This window comes from Massilia sp. GER05 (genome assembly GCF_052056005.1).
GTDB classification, from domain to species: Bacteria; Pseudomonadota; Gammaproteobacteria; order Burkholderiales; family Burkholderiaceae_D; genus Telluria; species Telluria orientalis.
Genome location: NZ_CP178858.1, coordinates 6,360,662 through 6,377,527, shown reverse-complemented (window position 1 = coordinate 6,377,527; position 16,866 = coordinate 6,360,662). Strand labels below are relative to the sequence as shown.

Below are 16,866 nucleotides of genomic sequence, written 5' to 3'. Positions count from 1 at the left end.
CTCCGATCAATGCACCATGGGTAGCTTTAACGCTTGACGTTGGAGCTCGCCATGGAAGTCGGAAAACTCTGCACGGTCGACACCGTCTGCTGCGCCCGCGATGAAAGCGTGCAGGGCGCGGCCTTACTCATGCGCAAACATCACGTGGGCGACATCGTCGTCGTCGACGACGTCGATGGCGAACGCACGCCCGCCGGCATCGTGACGGACCGCGACATCGTCGTGTCCGTCGTCGCCCTCGGCCTCGATCCGGCCGGCCTGCAGGTCGGCGACATCATGACGGACGACCTGCTCACGGCCGACGAGCACGACGACGTCTCCGTCACCATCGAACGCATGCGCCTGCGCGGCATCCGGCGCGTGCCCGTCGTGGGCGAGGGCGGACGCCTGGCGGGCATCGTCAGCGCGGACGACCTGCTCGGCTTCCTGGCCGAGGAAATGGAAGACCTCGCCCGCATCAGTCCCTACCAGCAACAGCACGAACGCCGGGTGCGGCAATAATGGTAAGCCTCGCCTAAGTACCCGTCTGTTACCATGTCCCGAGGACAACAGTAACTGACGGAGTGACATGAGCTTGACGTTTTTCCAGCGCGGCCTGGCCGCTTATACGGTCGCGGGCGGCCTGACGTTCATCGCGACCGGCAACGCCTTCGCCTTCGACCTGCCCAAGGGTGTCGTGCAAGGCCCGTCCGTCGAAGGCATCACGGAATACCGGCTGCCGAACGGCCTGAAAGTGCTGCTGTTCCCCGATTCGTCGCGACCCACCGTCACCGTCAACGTCACGTACCTCGTCGGCTCGCGCCACGAGAATTATGGCGAGACGGGGATGGCCCACCTGCTGGAACACCTGATGTTCAAGGGCAGCCCGAAGCATCCCGACATCACGCGCCAGTTCCAGGACCGCGGCATGCAGTTCAACGGGACGACGTCGCTCGACCGCACGAATTACTACGAGGTGTTCCAGGCGTCCGACGATAACCTGAACTGGGCGCTGGGCATGGAAGCGGACCGCATGACGCATTCCAGCATCGCCAGGAAGGATCTCGATTCCGAAATGACGGTCGTGCGCAACGAGTACGAAAACGGCGAGAACTCGCCGGGCGCCGTCCTCATGAAGCGCATGCAGAGCGTGGCCTACGACTGGCATTCGTATGGCCGCTCGACGATCGGCAACAAGAGCGACATCGAGAACGTCAGGATCTCGAACCTGCAGAATTTCTATCACACGTATTATCAGCCGGACAATGCCGTGCTGCTCGTCGCGGGCAAGTTCGATCCCGCGAAGACCCTGCTGTCGATCAATCGCCTGTTCGGCGCGATCCCGAAGCCGAAACGCACGTTGCCGGCATTCTGGACCGTCGAGCCCACGCAGGACGGCGACCGTACGTTCACCGTGCGGCGCCAGGGCGACGTGCAGATCGTCGCGCTCGGCTACAAGGTGCCGTCCGGCCTGCACGACGACAGCGACGTGCTGAGCTTCGCCTCGACCATCCTCGGCGATTCGCCGACGGGCCGCCTCCACAAGCTGCTCGTCGAGACGGGCAAGGCGAGCCAGGTATTCGCCTATGGCCAAACGGGCTATGCGCCCGGCCTGCAATACTTCGGCGCCGTGGTGAAGAAGGACGCGCCGCTCGAACCCGTGCGCGCCGCCCTCACGCAGGCCGTGGAAGAGTTCGCCAAGAACCCGCCGACCCCGGAAGAGATGGAGCGCACGAAGCGCACCTTCCTGAACGAATTCGAGCGCAGCCTGAACGATCCGCAGCAGGTTGGCGTCGCGCTGTCGGAAGTGATCGCGCTGGGCGACTGGCGCCTGTTCTTCGTCGGCCGCGACCGCGTCAACAAGATTACGTCGGAACAGGTTGCCGCGGCAGCGGGGCGCTATTTCAAGCGCGATAACCGCGTCACGGGCGAGTTCATCCCGGACGACAATCCGCAGCGCGCCGTGATCCCGCCCGCGCCCAGCGTGCAAAGCCTGCTCAAGGATTTCAAGCCGCGGGCATCCACCCTGAGCGCCGAGGACTTCGATCCGAGCCAGGCCAACATCATGAAACGCACGACGCTGACGACGGCGGGCGGCGTGAAACTGGCGTTGCTGCCGAAAAAGAACCGCGGCCAGACGGTCACCGTCGACCTGCGCCAGCACATCGGCGACGAGCAGAACCTGTTCGGCAAGGCGGCGCTACCGGGGCTGACGAACGCGATGCTGATGCGCGGCACGACGAAGTACGACCGCGTGCAGTTGGCCGACGCCTTCGACAAGCTCAAGATTTCCGGCAGCCTCACGCACTTCCAGACGACGCGCGAGAACCTGCCCGAAGCGCTGAAACTCGTCGCCCACGTGTTGCGCGAACCGAGCTTCCCGGCTGCCGAATTCGAACAATTGCGCCAGCAATCGATCGTCGGGCTGGAAGCGAGCCGTAGCGAGCCGACCAACGTGGCATCGCGCGCGCTGAACGAGCATTTTGATATTTATCCCAAGGGTGATATTCGCCACGAAACGACGCTCGAGGAAGATCTTGCGGACATCAAGGGCGCGACGCTGGACCAGGTCAAGGCCTTCCACCGCGATTACTACGGCACGGTACCGGCCGAGATGGCCATCGTGGGCGATTTCGATGCGCAGGCGATCACGCCCCTCGTCGACCAGCTGTTCGGCCGGTGGAAGGCCCCGATGCACGTGGCACCCGTGCTGCGCAAGAACGGCGACATCGCGCCCATCCATACGTTCCTGAATACGCCCGACAAGGAAAACGGCTTTTATACGGCGCGGATCAATGTCGATCTGAACGTGGAAGATCCGGATTACCCGGCGCTGATGCTGGCCGATTACATCTTCGGCGGCGGCGGGATGCGCTCGCGCCTGATGGACCGCATCCGCCAGAAAGAAGGGCTGTCGTACGGCGGCGGCTCGAATCTCGTCGCCGGCGACCTCGACCGTGCAGGCATGTTCGCGATCAGCGCCATCGCCGCGCCGCAGAACCTGGCCAAGGTCGACGCCGCCGTACGGGAGGAACTCCTGCGCGTGCTCAAGGATGGCTTCACGACGGCGGAACTCGATGGCGCCAAGTCGGGTCTGATGCAACAGAGGATCCAGAACCGTGCCGACGACGGCGCGCTGGCCGCCGGCTGGACGTCGTACATGTACCGCGGTCGCACCTTCGAGTGGTCGGCCGAGTTCGAGCAGCGTTTGATGGCCGTCACCTTGCCCCAGTTGAACGCGGCGTTCCGCAAGGCGGTCGACCCCGCGAAGATGTCCGTCGTCATGGCTGGAGACAAGGCAAAAGTGAAACCTGCACCCTGATTGCAACACTCGGCCGTTCATACGCTTGCAGAATGGCTGAGAAACTTGGTCATTGCCCGGGACGGGCGCTATCATGTTGCCTGAGCGCAGTATTGCTTGTAGGAAGCAAAGCTTGCGCAAGGATATTGAAAAGGAAGCATGATGAAGGGCATGACCAAGCAGACTCCGAGCGGCATTTCGTATGCAGGCAAGGTAGTGCTGGTAACCGGCGGTGCCAGCGGCATCGGCCGGGCGACGGCGCTGGCATTCGGGCGCGCGGGCGCCTGTGTCGTCATCGCCGACACGTCGGTCGACGGCGGCCACATGACTGCGGCGCTAATCGTCGAAGCGGGCGGCAAGGCGCTGTTTGTGAAATCCAATGTCACGGTCGCGGCGGACGTCGAGGCCTTGATGGACAAGGCGGTCGGCCATTACGGCCGCATCGACTGCGCCGTCAATGGCGCCGCTGTCGAGGAAGAATACCTGCCGCTGGCCGAAGGCGAGGACGACCAGTTCGACCGCATCATGGGCGTCAACGTCAAGGGTGTCTGGCTGTGCATGAAGAGCCAGCTGCGCCAGATGCTCAAGCAGGAAGGCGGCGGCGTGATCGTCAACATCGCGGACGCCGGCGGTCTCGTGGCGGCACCGCACCGCGCCATCTACTCGGCGTCCAAGCACGCCGTCGTCGGCCTGACGAAGAGCGCGGCCGTCGAATACGCCAAGGACGGCATCCGCGTCAACAGCGTGTGCCCGGGCGCCGTCAAGACCCCGATGCTGGCGCGCATGCTCGAGCGCGAGCCGGGGCGAGACAAGAAGCTCAAGGCGGCGCATCCGATGGGCCGCATCGCCGACCCGTCCGAGATCGCCAACGCGGCGCTATGGCTGTGCTCGGAGCAGGCGTCGTTCGTCACCGGCCACCAACTGGCCATCGATGGCGGCCTGACGGCGATCTGACGGGCGCCTGCCTACCGTTTCTTGTGGGTGGCGCGCTGTTGCTTCGCTTGCGTGCTCACCCGGGCCTGGCGTGCCTTGTATAACGCCACGGCATCCTCGCGCGCACGCGTGAGCGTCCGCATGTCCGGATGGTCGTCGTGCGGCGAAAAATACTCGGCCGCCTGCGCGTCGACGACGAGCTTGATGGCGGTGGCGTCGTCGAGGTCGTACAGCTCGGTCAGCAGGGTGGCGACTTCGTCGAGATAGGCTTCGTAGGTCAGGTTGGTCATGGTGTTGTTGTTGTAAAAGTTGATCAGCCGGCGCTCAGCTCGGCCACGAAGTCGTACATGTCGCCCCGAAAATAGGAGCGGCAGAATTCCACGGCCTGGCCGTCCGGCAGGAAGCCCAGCCGTTCCACGCACAGTCCCGCATCGCCTTCCTTCGATTGCAGCAGCTTCGCCTGCTCGGCGTTCAGCAGCAGGGCGGACAGGCGCTGCAGCGCGCGCACGGGACGCTTGCCGTTCGCTTCCAGCGCTTCGTACATCGACACGTCCACCGCGTCCAGCGAGGGCAGGGCGGACGCGGCAATGGTCGCGTATTCCAGGCACATCGGCATGTCGTCGGCGTAGCGGATGCGGTTGAAGCGATAGACGGCGGCGCCCGGCGACAGGCCGAGACGCAGTGCTTCTTCCGGCGTCACCAATCCTTCCGAACGCTTGAGCCAGACGCTGCGCGGCGTGCGGCCGCGCGAGCGCATGTCTTCCGAGAACGACGTCAGCTTGGCGAAATTCTTCTCGATGCGCGTGTTGATGAAATTGCCGGAGCCGGCGCGGCGCACGAGCAGGCCTTCCTCGACGAGGCCGTCGATTGCCTTGCGCACCGTGATGCGCGAGATGTCCAGTTCGGCCGCGAGCTGGCGCTCGGCCGGCAACGCTTCCGCCGGGCCGTAGACGCCGCGGTCGATCGCGTCGCGCAGGGCGCGCTGCAATTGCTGGTAGAGCGGCAGGTTGCTGGTGGCGGAAAGCTGATGCATCAGCTGCGCGAGGTGGGACATGCGGCGGGGTTCATTGGCAAGCGATCCCGGGATGATACCAAAAAAAGACCGCCCATCACTTCGGCCGGGGATTGGCCAGCTTCCGGTCCGGCTGCAGCAGCTTGCCCGAGCGCACCGCCGCGACGGCCGCCGACACGGAGCGCGCCACGTTGCGCACCTCTTCCTGGAACGCCGTGTCCTTGTCGAGCGTGTCGTGGCTTTCGGCATACGATTCGTAATAGCCGACGTAGCGGTCGAGCAGGGCAGTGGGGCCCGCGTCGATCAGGCCCATCCAGTCGAGCCAGTCGGACAGCGAGCGCCGCGTCGATTCGATGCCGGCCACGTCGCCATGCACGACGAGGCCGTAGACGCGGCCCGCGAGATGCTTCGGATAGTCCCAGTCCTGCTCCAGCACCTTCGCTTCTTCCGCGTTCTTGCCGTGCGTGGAGGTGGGATCGGGGTTGCCGCCGTCGGCGCACACGAGCCGGTCGATCATCAGCTTCAGCACGGATGGCGACTGGTACCAGTACGTGGGCGTGAGGATGATGACCCCGTGCGCGGCCACCCAGCGCTCGTAGATCTCGTTCATCCAGTCGTTTTCCTGGTTCAGCGAATGGTTCGGGTAGCAGCTGCACGGCCAATGGCACAGCGGCATCGCCGTCGACACGCAGGCCTTGCACGGGTGGATGTGGCGGTCGTAGTCGGAAATGAGGCGCGACAGGTCGAGCAGATCCGTCTCGATGCCCTCGGCCGCGATGGTGGCCTCGCACAACTGCGCGAGCCGCCACGTCTTCGAGATTTCGCCGGGGCAACTGCCGTCGTTGCGCGCGGCGCCATTGATCAAGAGGATGCGGCGCGGCGTCGCCGGATCTTTCTGGCGGGCCTCGGCGGCCAGCAGGCGGTCGTGCGCCTCTTTCCATTCGGCGGATAAGTCGTAGTCCGGGTCGGCGAACCCGGGGCCGGCCTTCACCGTGATCGGCGCCTTGTGCGAATCAATGTAGGCGCGCCACGCGACCTCTTCGACGGCCGCCAGTTCCTTCGCGACGGCCTGGTAGGCGGGATCGTAGAAGTCGCGCGAAAAGACGAGATGAAATTCGTCGCGGTTCAGCTTCGCGGGCGCCTGGCCCTTGCGTACGGTCGTCATGGCCGCCCTTTCCAGAAGAGTTGCGGTGATTATCGGCCGCATGCTCCGGCTCTGCCCGTACGGTAATTCACACAAACGAAAAAAAGCGGCGCGAACCGTGGTCCGCGCCGCCCTGTCTGCCGGTGATCCGGCCGGGATTACTTGGCCGCCATCGCACCCGTCGGGTGGTTCAGCAGCAGGATCCAGTACTTGGCCGTGTCGGACAGGCCGCCGCCGGCTTTCACTTGCTGGAAGGTCTCGATGGCCTTGTCCTTCTGGCCGGCTTTCGCGTAGGCCATGCCCAGGCGCAGCTTGGCTTCGTCCGGCGACTTCAGGCCGCCCTTGGCGATACCTTGCTGGATGAACGGGATGCCCTTGTCGAACTGGTCCATCGTGACGTATGCCCAGCCCAGGTTGACGAGGCCGGCACCGGTCTTGGCCTTGGCGGCGCCCGCTTCGCCCGCGGCGATGTTTTTCGCATCGCTTGCGGCTTCCTTGGTGGCGCGGTCGCGCAGCTGGCGGTCCTTGGCGGCGCCGCTGCCCGTGCCCAGCACGCCGGCGGCGAAGCCCGCGTCGACGACCTTCTTCGCTTCGGTCGGGAAGCCATCCTTCATGGCCAGCTCGGCCAGTTCCGTGTAGGCGTCCGACGACATCTGCTTGACGGCCGCGAATTCGAGACGCAGCACGTCAGGGATGTTGGCGTCCTGGAAGCCCGGCTTGCGCACGATGCCGCGGCTGATCAGGTCGGTCCAGAAATCGTCGGTCGGGTAGTAGGCGGCCAGCTTTTCCAGGCCGCGCAGGTAGGCGGCGTCATCCTTGACCTTGTTCGCGGCCGACGCGTACAGGCGCAGGTCTTCCTGGGTCGGGGTCTTGCCGGCCTGTTCCGCTGCCTGCAGCACCGGTTCCTGGGCTTTCAGCGCCGACGCGTAATCGCCGCTCAGGTAGTACGCGCGGATCAGCGCCGAGTTGATCTGGTCAGTCGACTTGCCCGATGCCTGGATCTGCTTGTACAGCTCGATCGCCTTCGGATAATTCTTGGCGTTGTAGTACATCGTGGCCAGCGCCTGCGTGAAGTTGCCCTTGTCCGCGTCCGGCAGCTTGCCCGACGCCAGGATCGCTTCCAGCGCGCCGATCGCCATCTGGTCGTCACCCGTCGACGTACCCAGCGACAACTTCATACGGTTCAACACATAGGTCTCGTACGGCGTCTTGTCCGGGAACGCTTCGGCCTGGGTGATGCGGTTCTTCACCTCGCCATAGTTCTTTGCGTCCATCAGCGGCTTGATCTGCGCCGGGTCGAGCAGCTTGTACAGTTCCGGGCGGACGGAATCAGGCTTCGGCGCGGGCGCCTCGGTTTTCTTGTCCTGCGCCGACGCGCTGTGCATCAGGGCCGGCGCGGCGTTCAGGCCAAGGGCGGCCAGCATCATGGCAAGGCGGGCGAAACGGAATTGGGACATTGAAAAATCCTCTCTTAATGACGATAAAGTTGCACCTATCAGAGACTGCAAATACATACGCCGACGGTGCCGGGTGCCGATCTCGGACAAAGCGTGCATTGTCCCACAAACTGCTGACGGGCGTGGCAATTGTGCCCCAGCGGTGCGACGTCGGTATGGGTCGTTACAATGCGTTACCGCCCGAGGTCAGAAGCCGGGCACCGGGCACTGTCCCGCCGCCTCGATCCCGCCCGCCAGCCAGGCCCGGACCGCATCCAGCGCGGGCGGTGCGAAGCCATAGGTCATCAGCGCGGGCGCGGCGAAGTCGAGGGCCTGGTACGGATTCCACAACGCGAGGTGCAGGTCCGGCGTCCACGTGCCACGTGCGTGCGGGCCGTAGCGGCGGCGCGAGGTCGACGCGAGGATCGTGAAGCGGCCGTCGTCCGGCAGCGCGTTCCAGTCGAACGTCTCGGCATCGGCGAACGTCACGAGGTCCACGTCGAACAGCGTCGCCAGCATCGCCGCGATGGCGCTGGCCGGCACGCCCGCTTCCGACACGCCGTCGCTGACGACGTCCTGCCGCGCCACGAGGCGCACCTTGCTGCCCGGTGCGGGACGCCGCGGCTTGCCGCGCGCCGTGAGCGCCCGGCGCCATGCGTCCGCCATCAGCGCGCGGTCCGCGTCTTCCGTCGCATACCGCACGGCGCCCGCCGGATGTGCGCGCGCGAGGCGGTCAAGGCGTGCCAGGCGCGCATGCACGTCGGCCAGCGGCAGGCGGCCGTCCTCGATGGCGGCGGCGATCGCCGCGATCGTGCGTTCCTGTGTGTCGCGGCTGCCGATGGCCATCACCATGTCCGCGCCCGCCATCAACGCATTCACGGCGGCGTCGCCGGCGTCGTACCGGTGCGCGATCGCGTGCATGTCCATGCCGTCCGTGATGATCACGCCGTCGTAATTCCATTGCGTGCGCAGCAGGTCATGCAGGATCGCGCGCGACATCGTGGCCGGATTGTCGGCGTCGAGGGCGGGGTAGACGATGTGCGCCGTCATCACCGCCGGCGCGTGCGGCGCGGCCGCGCGGAACGGCGCGAATTCGAAGCGCTCCAGTTCCGGCAAGGGTTTGTCGACGGTGGGCAGGTCGCGGTGCGAGTCGACGTGCGTGTCGCCGTGGCCGGGGAAATGCTTGACGCAGCAGGCCACGCCTTCGCTGTCGCTGCCCGCCATCCACGCGAGCGCGAGGGCCGTGGCGCGATCCGGATCGGCGCCGAACGAGCGTTCCGCGATGACGGGATTGCGCGGGTTATTGTTCAGGTCCAGCACGGGCGCGAAGTTCCAGTTGAAGCCCAGCGCGCGGATCGCGCGCGCCACGGCCGCGCCCACGTCGCGCGCGAGCGGTTCGTCGCCCGCCGCGCCGAGCGCCATCGCGGACGGCGGCGGCGGCACCCACAGCGCGCGCACGACGGCGCCGCCTTCCTGGTCGAGCGCGATCAGGGCGTGCTCGCCCATCGCATCCTTCAAGTCGCTCGTGAAGCGCGTGAGCTGCGCGGCGTCCGTCATGTTCTGGCGGAACAGGCACGCGCCGCGGATGCGGTTGGCGCGGATGAAGTCGGCCGTGTCGGCGTCGAGTGCCGTGCCGAACAGCCGGATCATGATCAGGCGCCCGGCAAGTTGGCGCAAATCGTTCGTGTGCATCAGTGCGGCTCAGTGTGTTTTTGTGACTTTGTTCAGGTGGCGCGGCTTGTCCGGATCGAGCCCGCGCGCTTTCGACAGGTGCGCCGCCATCACGTAGAACGCGTTGATCGCGACGATCGGGTCGAGGTCCGCGCAGGTCGACACGGGCAGGTCGAGATCGCGCGAGGCGATGTCGGTCGGCGCCGCGAGCAGCACGCGCGCGCCGCGGCCGCGCATCTCGTCGGCCAGCGCGACGAGGCCCGCTTGCGTCGGGCCGCGCGTCGCGAAGATCAGCAGCGGATAGCCCTCGTCGATCAACGCCATCGGGCCGTGCTTGATCTCGGCGCCGGAGAACGCTTCCGCCTGCAGCGAGGACGTCTCCTTGAATTTCAGCGCCGCCTCCAGCGCGATGGGGAAGCTGATGCCGCGGCCCACGACCATGATGTTGCGCGCCGGCGCCAGCACCTCGAGCGCCGCCGACCAGTCGGTCCGCGCGGCCTGGCGCAGCGCGTCCGGCAGGGCGGCCAGGCCGTCCTTCAACTCTGCATCCTGCTGCCATTCCGCGACGAGGCGCGCGCCGGCCGTCAGGCTCGCGATGAAGCTCTTCGTCGCGGCGACGCTCTGCTCCTTCCCGGCGCGCAGCGGCAGCGCCCATTCGGCCGCGCGTGCGAGCGGCGAATCGATGTCGTTCACGAGCGCTACCGTCGTCGCGCCGCCCTGGCGGAAGTAGCGGACCGGTTCGACGACGTCCGGGCTCTGGCCCGATTGCGAGATCGATATGGCCAGCGTGCCGGACGCCTGCAGCGGCGCCTTGTACAACGTGACGAGCGACATCGGCAGCGACGTCACGAGACGGCCCATGCGCGCCATGATCAAATAGGCGAGGTAGCTGGACGCGTGGTCCGAGCTGCCGCGCGCCACCGTCACCGCGTTATGGAAGGAGGCGCCCCGCAGGTGGTGGCCCAGCGCGGCGTAGCGGTCGGCGTCGTTTGCCAGCTGCAGGGCGACGCAGTCGGCCGCGGACACGGCTTCTTCAAGCATCAGCGAGGTCACACTGTTCTCCTTCGATATGAACGGTTTTCAGATTCAGGTCGCGGTCGAGCACGACGAGGTCGGCGAAGCAGCCCGGCGCGATGCGGCCGCGGCGCGTTTCGCCCAGGTAGTCGGCGGCGTTCGTCGACACGCGGCGCGCGGCATCGGCGAGATCGAGGCCGATCGAGACGAGGTTGCGCAGCGCCTGGTCCATCGTCAGCGTGCTGCCGGCCAGCGTGCCGTCCGCGAGGCGCACGCCGCCCATGCATTTGTGGACGACCTGGCGGCCCAGCATGTACTGGCCGTCCGGCATGCCGGCGGCGGCCGTGGAATCCGTCACGCAGTACAGGTGCGGGATGCAGCGCAGCGCCGTGCGGATCGCGCCCGGATGCACGTGCAACAGGTCGGGGATGATTTCCGCGTACTGCGCATGCGCCAGCGCGGCGCCGACCATGCCGGGATCGCGGTGGTGCAGGCCCGGCATCGCGTTGAACAAATGCGTGAAGCCGGCCGCGCCGTGTTCCAGCGCGCGCACGCCGTCGTCGTAGTTGCCGTTCGTGTGGCCGATCTGCACGCGGATGCCCGCGTCGGCCAGCTGGCGCACGAGCGCGAGGTGGCCGTCGATCTCGGGCGCCACGGTGATCAGCCGCATCGGTGCCTGCGCGTTGAATCGCTCCACTTCCGCCATCGTCGCTTCGCGTGCGAACGGCGGCTGCGCGCCCAGCTTGCCCGAGTTGATGTACGGGCCTTCCAGGTGCACGCCGAGGATGCGCGCTTCGCCCTTGCCCCGTTCCGCGCACGCAGTGCCGATGGCGGTGAGCGCCCGGTCGATATCGTCCAGCGGCGCCGTCATCGTCGTGGCCAGCAGGCTCGTCGTGCCGTGCCGCGCGTGCAGGCGGGCGATCACGTGCGGCGCGTCGCCGCCTTCCATCATGTCGCGTCCCGCGCCCCCGTGCACGTGCAGGTCGATGAAGCCGGGCAGGATGTAGTCGTCGTTGTTCGATGCCGGGTCGGCCGTGTCGCCTTCGATGGCGGCGATCGTCGCCGTGCCGTCTTCGATGACGATGCGGCCGAGGATCCAGCCGTCCGGAGTCAGGATATTGCCTTGCATGGTGGGCCCTTTCATGCCGCGACGTGCAGCTCGATCATCCGTAGTGCGCCGCGTGCGGAATCGCCTTCGGGCGCGCGGGCGCGGGCCGCGAGCGCGGGCGGGAGCCAGTCGCGCAGGGCGCTCCCCAGGCCGCCGCACAGCGCGAGGGGGAGACGCCCGTCCGGGTCGAGCGCGCGGGCGATGGCGGCAGCTTCCTCGCCGGCCTTCGCCAGGATGGCGCGCGCGGCCGGATCGTCCGCGTGCTGCAGCACGAGGGGCGCGAGCGTGGCGTACGTCGTCTGCGTGGCCTGGCCGAGCCAGACCTGGATCGCGGCGCGGTTGCCGCCGCATGCGTCGACGACGGCGTCGGCGAAGGCGCCGCCGGGCCGGCGTCCGTCGAGCACCTGTTCGATATGGTTGATGGCGGCGAGGCCGATCCACCCGCCGCTCGCTTCGTCGCCGGCGGGGAAGCCCCAGCCGCCCACTTCGCGCCGCGTGCCGTCGGGTTGCAGCACTTCGCCGACGCTGCCCGTGCCGATGGCGACGATGGCGCCGGGACGGCCACCGTGCGCGCCCAAAAGGGTAGAAAAAGCATCGGTTTCGAGACGCAGCGCGGCGTAGCCGGGATCCGCTTGCTCGAACGCCTGGGCCCACTGGCGATTGTGCACGCCGGCGAGGCCCAGGCCGATGGCGATGCGGTCAAGCGAAGGTTGTTCGATGCCGGCCGCGGCGAAGGCCTGGGCGACTGCGTCCTGGACGGAAGCCCAGGCGCGGGCGATGCCCAGGCCGAGGCCGGACGGGCCGCTGGCGCCCTGGGCCAGTTCGACGACACCGTGGGGAGAAAAGCGCGCAAGGCGCACGCGGGTGCCGGTGCCGCCGCCGTCGACGCCGATGAGATAGTCGATCATATGAGTGCTGTGCCGGGAAGGTCAGGGCACTATAGGCAGCACTGATAGGCTTGTCAACAGGTATTTAATTGGTATTGTCGCGCCGGTCGGAAGAGACAAGATTGGTCTCGTCCTCTCTGCTGGAGGCATCCATGTCGAAGGGCGAATTGGTATTGAAAGCGGTATTGTCGCGCAGCCACTCGAACAGGATCGCCATCAGGAACGGACCGACGAACAGGCCGAGCACGCCCAGGGTCGAGACGCCGCCGAGAAGGCCGAACAGCACGGCGAGGAACGGCAGGTTGACGCGCCGGCCGATCAGCTTCGGGCGGATGAATTTATCGACGAGGAACAGCTCGAACGCGCCCCAGCAGAACAGGCCCAGCGCGGCACCGGAATGACCCTGGCCCAGCAGCAGCAACGAGACGAGCGAGAACGACAGCGGCGCGCCGCCCGGCACGAGCGCGAGATAGCCCGTGAGCACGCCCAGCAGCGCCGGCGCCGGCGCGCCCGCGATGGCGTAGGCGACGCCGAGCACGCAGCCCTCGAGGATGGCGACGGAGACGAGGCCCAGCGCGGTGCCGCGCACGGACAGGGGGAACACGCGGCGCAGCATCGGATACTGGCGCGGCAGCGCGCGCATGCCGGCCGTGTCGACGTGGCGGATGGCGGCGGGGCCGTGCAGGTACAGCACGAACAGGGTGAGCAGGGCGAGGAACAGGTACAGCGCATTCGCGAGGATCGTCGAGCCCCACAGGCGCGCGGCGCCCGTCAGGTGCGGAGCGAAGTCGCCGGCCGCGCTGCCGACGAGGCGGTTCAAGCCGCCGGGCAGGGCAAGGTGTTCGTTCCACCACTGGACCGCGTGTTCGGCCACCATCGGCAGGTGCGCGATCCAGGCGGGGACGGGGATGCCCGTCTCGTTGGCGCGGGCCAGGAGGCGCTGCACGCCGGCCAGTTCGCCGCCCAGCGTATTCAGCAACACGATGGATGGGCCGACGAAACCGAGGATCAGCAGGCCCACGAGGCAGGCCGCGCTGGCGGCGGGCGGCCAGCCGCGGCGCTGCAGGTGGACGTGCGCGGGCCAGGTGATCACGGCGAGCAGGCCGGCCCAGGCCAGCGCGCCGAGGAAGTGCTGCAGGAGGACGCCCAGCGCCAGCGCGAACAGCGCCGGCACGAGAAGCCTGGACGCGCGCCGGTCCGTCATGCCTGCTGCAAGGCCGCGATGCGGTCCTCGCACGACGGGTGGCTGCTGAACAGGGCCAGCACGCCGCCGCCGGCGATGCCCGACGCGGCCAGGTTCTTCGGCAGGTCGGCGTGATCCAGGCCGCCCAGGCGACGGAGCGCGGCGATCATCGGACGGGGCGTGCCCATGATCTGCGCGGCGCCGCGGTCGGCGCGGTATTCGCGCTGGCGCGAGAACCAGGCCACGATGATGCTGGCCACGAGGCCGAACAGCAGGTCGCACACGACGGAGGTGATCGTGAACGCGATGCCGGGGCCGCGCTCCTCGCCGTCGCGGCGCAGGAACTGGTCGACGGCGTATGCGACGACGCGCGCCAGGAAGATCACGAACGTGTTCACGACGCCCTGGATCAGCGTGAGCGTCACCATGTCGCCGTTCGCGACGTGCGCCACTTCGTGCGCCAGCACCGCTTCCACTTCATCGTGCGTCATCGACGTCAGCAGGCCCGTCGACACGGCGACGAGCGACGCGTTCTTCGTCGCGCCGGTCGCGAATGCGTTCGGCGCGCCTTCGTAGATCGCGACTTCCGGCATCGCGACGCCGGCCTTCTGCGCCTGGCGGGCGACGGTGTCGAGCAGCCAGCGCTCGGTGGGGTTGGACGGCTGCGCGATCACGCGCGCACCGGTCGACCATTTCGCGATGGGCTTCGATAGCCACAGCGAAATGAACGCGCCGCCGAAGCCCATCAGGCCGGCGAAGACGAGCAGGGCGCCCAGGTTCAGGCCCTTGGCCGTCAGGTAATGGTTAACGCCCAGCAGGCTCGCCGTGATGCCAAGCACGAGCATGATGGCGAGGTTGGTGGCAAGGAAAAGCAGGATGCGTTTCATGGTCGTATCTCTCATCAATAACAAGAATCGCGGCGCAAGCGGCCGTGGTCAAGGCGAAGGATAGGACAAGGAGGCATCTTGGAAAAGCGAAGTAAACAGAAGGATTTCTTCGAAAAAATGGAATTATAACTGACGCACGTCGACGGGCGGGTTGTCCCAGTCGTCATTGCGGCCGTTCAGGTACCTGACGGGCAGCGTCGCGCGTGCGTCGGCCGCCAGGTCGTCCAGGCAGTGCACGCTGACCGCGACGTAGTCTCCCCAGCGCGGCGACGTGCCCGTGCCGAACGGCCGGATGCCGCACGTGGCGCAGAACAGGTGGCGCTCCGTGCGCACCGCGCCGCAGTGGCAGCTGCCGTGCCAGGTGCGCACGCCGCCCGTCATTGCGCCGCTTTCACGAGCGGCAGTTCGACGTAGCTGCTGTGGTAGACGCGCTGCGTGGCCTTGCGGTAGTCGCCCGGCTGGGCGAAGAAGATGTTCGGCACGAACGTCTGCGGATTGCGGTCGTACAGCGGGAACCAGCTCGATTGCACCTGCACCATGATGCGGTGGCCGGGCAGGAACACGTGGTTCGCCGTCGGCAGGCCGAAGCGGTACGCCAGCGCCTTGTTCGGCGCCAGCGCTTTCGGCTTGTCGAAGCCTTCGCGGTAGCGGCCGCGGAAGATGTCGCCGGCCACCATCAGCTGGTAGCCGCCCATCGCCGGCTGCGACCCCACCTGGTCCGGGTACACGTCGATCAGCTTCACGACCCAGTCGGAATCCGTGCCGCTCGTCGACGCGACGAGGTGCGCGACCGGCTCGCCGCTGATTTTCACGGGCGCCGTCAGGACGTCGGACACGAACGTCGCGACGTCCGTGCGGCCCGACGCCTCGCGCTGGTCGTCGACGAGCCAGCGCGGCCACGTCTGTCCCTTCGCTTCGTCGTAGCCGTATGGCGGAATCGGACGCTGGCGGAACGGCACGGGCTTGGCCGGGTCGGACACGTATTCGTCGTAGCCCTTCGCATCGGCCGCGCCGCCCAACTGGGCCTTCTGGTTCGCGGCCAGGCGCAGCGCGACGGGTTCGATGGCGCCGCCCGGCCACGCGGGCAGGTTGCGCCACTTGTTCGTGCCCGTTTCGAACGCGGTCACCGTCGGAATATCGGGTACATTCGCATCGCCTTTCAGGTAGCGCGCGAGGAACGGTTTCAAGACCTGCTGGCGCCAGTACAGCGCCGTGTCGCTGCCGAATTTCAGGGTGCCGAGCGTGGCGCCGTCGCCGATCGCGCCGCCGTGCGACCACGGGCCCAGCGACAGGAATACCTTGTTCTCCGTGTCGTGCGGCTTGATGGCCTTCCACACGGCGATGGCGCCGTAGATGTCTTCCGCGTCCCAGTAACTGTGCACGAGGAGCGTCGGCACCGTGACGGGCTGGCGCGCGAGGATGCCGTCCATCGCCTGCTGCCGCCAGAACGCGTCGTACGCCGGATGCGCGACGACCTTGTTCCAGAAGCCGCTCTGTTCCAGGCCCCGCTCGCGACCCAGCGCGCCCGCGGAACCGGCGCGCAGGTACATGTCGTAGTCGTCGTAGTTCGTGATGGGCCACTTGGCCGTGTTAGCGCGCGTGACGACCTGTTCGAGCATGTACGACATATTGATCTGCCGGAAGGCGCCGTTGTGGAACCAGTCGTCGCCCTTCCAGCCGTCCACCATCGGATTCATCGGCACCGCGACCTTCAGCGCCGGGTGCGGGTTCACGAGCGCCATCAGCGGCAGGAAGCCGTCATACGAAATGCCGATGATGCCCACGCGGCCGTTCGTCTCCGCCACGTTCTTCGTCAGCCATTCGATCGTGTCGTACGTGTCGGTCGAGTGGTCGACGGGCGTCGGGTTCAGCGGGCCATGCAGCGGGCGGTTCATCACGTAGTCGCCCTCGGACCCGTACTTGCCGCGCACGTCCTGCACGACGCGGATATAGCCTTCGCCGGCGATGACGTCGGCCGCGTTGTCGTAGCCCGTCAGGATCGTCTCCAGGTCCGAGCTGTCCGCGTGGTTCACGAGGCTGGACGCATCGTACGGCGTGCGCGTGAGCAGGATGGGTGCGTCGTGCACGCCCTTCGGCACGATGATGATGGTGTTCAGCTTCGTCCCGTCGCGCATCGGGATCATGACCGTGCGCTTCACGTAGTTGAAGCCGGCGTCGGGTGGCCTGAATTCGGCCGGGGTCTCGGACGGGAGTTCCGTATACTGCGGCGCGGTCTGCGCGTGCGCGAAACCGGCGAGCGCCACCGCACCGATGAGCGGCGCGAGGCGGACTGGGCATGACGTCATCGATA

15 protein-coding genes are annotated in these 16,866 nt (G+C 67.1%); 3 read left to right on the top strand and 12 right to left on the bottom strand.

Annotated elements, in window-relative coordinates:
• Nucleotides 1-51: 51 nt before the first annotated feature.
• The 3 genes from ACL58G_RS28165 to ACL58G_RS28155 all read left to right on the top strand — a co-directional run bounded on the left by ACL58G_RS28165 (nucleotide 52) and on the right by ACL58G_RS28155 (nucleotide 4,234).
• Complete coding sequence (locus ACL58G_RS28165; RefSeq protein WP_056129047.1) at nucleotides 52-501, top strand: CBS domain-containing protein; 450 nt, start codon at nucleotides 52-54, stop codon at nucleotides 499-501.
• A gap of 67 nt (nucleotides 502-568) precedes the next feature.
• Nucleotides 569-3,301, top strand: a complete 2,733-nt coding sequence (locus ACL58G_RS28160; RefSeq protein WP_440963857.1) for a M16 family metallopeptidase — start codon at nucleotides 569-571, stop codon at nucleotides 3,299-3,301.
• Nucleotides 3,302-3,451: 150 nt separating this feature from the next.
• Nucleotides 3,452-4,234, top strand: a complete 783-nt coding sequence (locus ACL58G_RS28155) for an SDR family oxidoreductase (protein WP_371764849.1) — start codon at nucleotides 3,452-3,454, stop codon at nucleotides 4,232-4,234.
• Nucleotides 4,235-4,245: 11 nt separating this feature from the next.
• Here the strand turns inward: ACL58G_RS28155 and ACL58G_RS28150 are convergent, their stop codons facing one another.
• The 12 genes from ACL58G_RS28150 to ACL58G_RS28095 form a co-directional block, all read right to left on the bottom strand.
• On the bottom strand, nucleotides 4,246-4,503 hold the full coding sequence (locus ACL58G_RS28150; protein WP_371764848.1) for a hypothetical protein: 258 nt from the start codon (nucleotides 4,501-4,503) through the stop codon (nucleotides 4,246-4,248).
• Nucleotides 4,504-4,526: 23 nt separating this feature from the next.
• Nucleotides 4,527-5,267, bottom strand: a complete 741-nt coding sequence (locus tag ACL58G_RS28145; RefSeq protein ID WP_036238498.1) for a GntR family transcriptional regulator — start codon at nucleotides 5,265-5,267, stop codon at nucleotides 4,527-4,529.
• 55 nt (nucleotides 5,268-5,322) lie between these two features.
• Nucleotides 5,323-6,390, bottom strand: a complete 1,068-nt coding sequence (locus ACL58G_RS28140) for a flavodoxin family protein (RefSeq protein ID WP_440963856.1) — start codon at nucleotides 6,388-6,390, stop codon at nucleotides 5,323-5,325.
• A gap of 137 nt (nucleotides 6,391-6,527) precedes the next feature.
• Nucleotides 6,528-7,826 (bottom strand): tetratricopeptide repeat protein, encoded by a 1,299-nt coding sequence (locus ACL58G_RS28135; protein ID WP_440963855.1) that lies wholly within the window; start codon nucleotides 7,824-7,826, stop codon nucleotides 6,528-6,530.
• Between the two features lie 186 nt (nucleotides 7,827-8,012).
• Nucleotides 8,013-9,497: a glycoside hydrolase family 3 protein gene (locus tag ACL58G_RS28130; RefSeq protein WP_413387280.1), complete on the bottom strand. Its 1,485-nt coding sequence runs from the start codon at nucleotides 9,495-9,497 to the stop codon at nucleotides 8,013-8,015.
• Nucleotides 9,498-9,506: 9 nt separating this feature from the next.
• The gene (locus tag ACL58G_RS28125; protein WP_440968145.1) at nucleotides 9,507-10,517 is read right to left on the bottom strand and encodes an SIS domain-containing protein; all 1,011 of its coding nucleotides are present in this window, start codon (nucleotides 10,515-10,517) and stop codon (nucleotides 9,507-9,509) included.
• Nucleotides 10,510-11,619, bottom strand: coding sequence for an N-acetylglucosamine-6-phosphate deacetylase (gene nagA, locus ACL58G_RS28120; protein WP_413387281.1), 1,110 nt, complete (start codon nucleotides 11,617-11,619; stop codon nucleotides 10,510-10,512). Before nagA ends, ACL58G_RS28125 begins: the two co-directional genes overlap by 8 nt.
• Before the next feature lie 11 nt (nucleotides 11,620-11,630).
• Nucleotides 11,631-12,506 (bottom strand): BadF/BadG/BcrA/BcrD ATPase family protein, encoded by an 876-nt coding sequence (locus ACL58G_RS28115; RefSeq protein WP_413387282.1) that lies wholly within the window; start codon nucleotides 12,504-12,506, stop codon nucleotides 11,631-11,633.
• A 64-nt stretch (nucleotides 12,507-12,570) separates the two neighbouring features.
• Nucleotides 12,571-13,689, bottom strand: a complete 1,119-nt coding sequence (locus ACL58G_RS28110) for an AI-2E family transporter (RefSeq protein WP_413387283.1) — start codon at nucleotides 13,687-13,689, stop codon at nucleotides 12,571-12,573.
• Nucleotides 13,686-14,555, bottom strand: coding sequence for a protease HtpX (gene htpX, locus ACL58G_RS28105; protein WP_440963854.1), 870 nt, complete (start codon nucleotides 14,553-14,555; stop codon nucleotides 13,686-13,688). Before htpX ends, ACL58G_RS28110 begins: the two co-directional genes overlap by 4 nt.
• A 123-nt stretch (nucleotides 14,556-14,678) precedes the next feature.
• Nucleotides 14,679-14,924, bottom strand: a complete 246-nt coding sequence (locus ACL58G_RS28100) for a hypothetical protein (RefSeq protein ID WP_440963853.1) — start codon at nucleotides 14,922-14,924, stop codon at nucleotides 14,679-14,681.
• Between the two features lie 8 nt (nucleotides 14,925-14,932).
• Nucleotides 14,933-16,861, bottom strand: coding sequence for a CocE/NonD family hydrolase (locus ACL58G_RS28095; protein ID WP_440963852.1), 1,929 nt, complete (start codon nucleotides 16,859-16,861; stop codon nucleotides 14,933-14,935).
• Between the last annotated feature and the right edge of the window lie 5 nt (nucleotides 16,862-16,866).

Bases quoted from the DNA above. Each gene is read 5' to 3' on its own strand.
- ACL58G_RS28115 (WP_413387282.1), bottom strand. From the start codon at position 12,506: ATGATCGACTATCTCATCGGCGTCGACGGCGGCGGCACCGGCACCCGC.
- ACL58G_RS28135 (WP_440963855.1), bottom strand. From the start codon at position 7,826: ATGTCCCAATTCCGTTTCGCCCGCCTTGCCATGATGCTGGCCGCCCTT.
- ACL58G_RS28160 (WP_440963857.1), top strand. From the start codon at position 569: ATGAGCTTGACGTTTTTCCAGCGCGGCCTGGCCGCTTATACGGTCGCG.
- ACL58G_RS28125 (WP_440968145.1), bottom strand. From the start codon at position 10,517: ATGCTTGAAGAAGCCGTGTCCGCGGCCGACTGCGTCGCCCTGCAGCTG.
- nagA (WP_413387281.1), bottom strand. From the start codon at position 11,619: ATGCAAGGCAATATCCTGACTCCGGACGGCTGGATCCTCGGCCGCATC.
- ACL58G_RS28130 (WP_413387280.1), bottom strand. From the start codon at position 9,497: ATGCACACGAACGATTTGCGCCAACTTGCCGGGCGCCTGATCATGATC.
- ACL58G_RS28165 (WP_056129047.1), top strand. From the start codon at position 52: ATGGAAGTCGGAAAACTCTGCACGGTCGACACCGTCTGCTGCGCCCGC.
- ACL58G_RS28150 (WP_371764848.1), bottom strand. From the start codon at position 4,503: ATGACCAACCTGACCTACGAAGCCTATCTCGACGAAGTCGCCACCCTG.
- ACL58G_RS28140 (WP_440963856.1), bottom strand. From the start codon at position 6,390: ATGACGACCGTACGCAAGGGCCAGGCGCCCGCGAAGCTGAACCGCGAC.
- ACL58G_RS28145 (WP_036238498.1), bottom strand. From the start codon at position 5,267: ATGTCCCACCTCGCGCAGCTGATGCATCAGCTTTCCGCCACCAGCAAC.
- ACL58G_RS28155 (WP_371764849.1), top strand. From the start codon at position 3,452: ATGACCAAGCAGACTCCGAGCGGCATTTCGTATGCAGGCAAGGTAGTG.
- ACL58G_RS28095 (WP_440963852.1), bottom strand. From the start codon at position 16,861: ATGACGTCATGCCCAGTCCGCCTCGCGCCGCTCATCGGTGCGGTGGCG.
- htpX (WP_440963854.1), bottom strand. From the start codon at position 14,555: ATGAAACGCATCCTGCTTTTCCTTGCCACCAACCTCGCCATCATGCTC.
- ACL58G_RS28110 (WP_413387283.1), bottom strand. From the start codon at position 13,689: ATGACGGACCGGCGCGCGTCCAGGCTTCTCGTGCCGGCGCTGTTCGCG.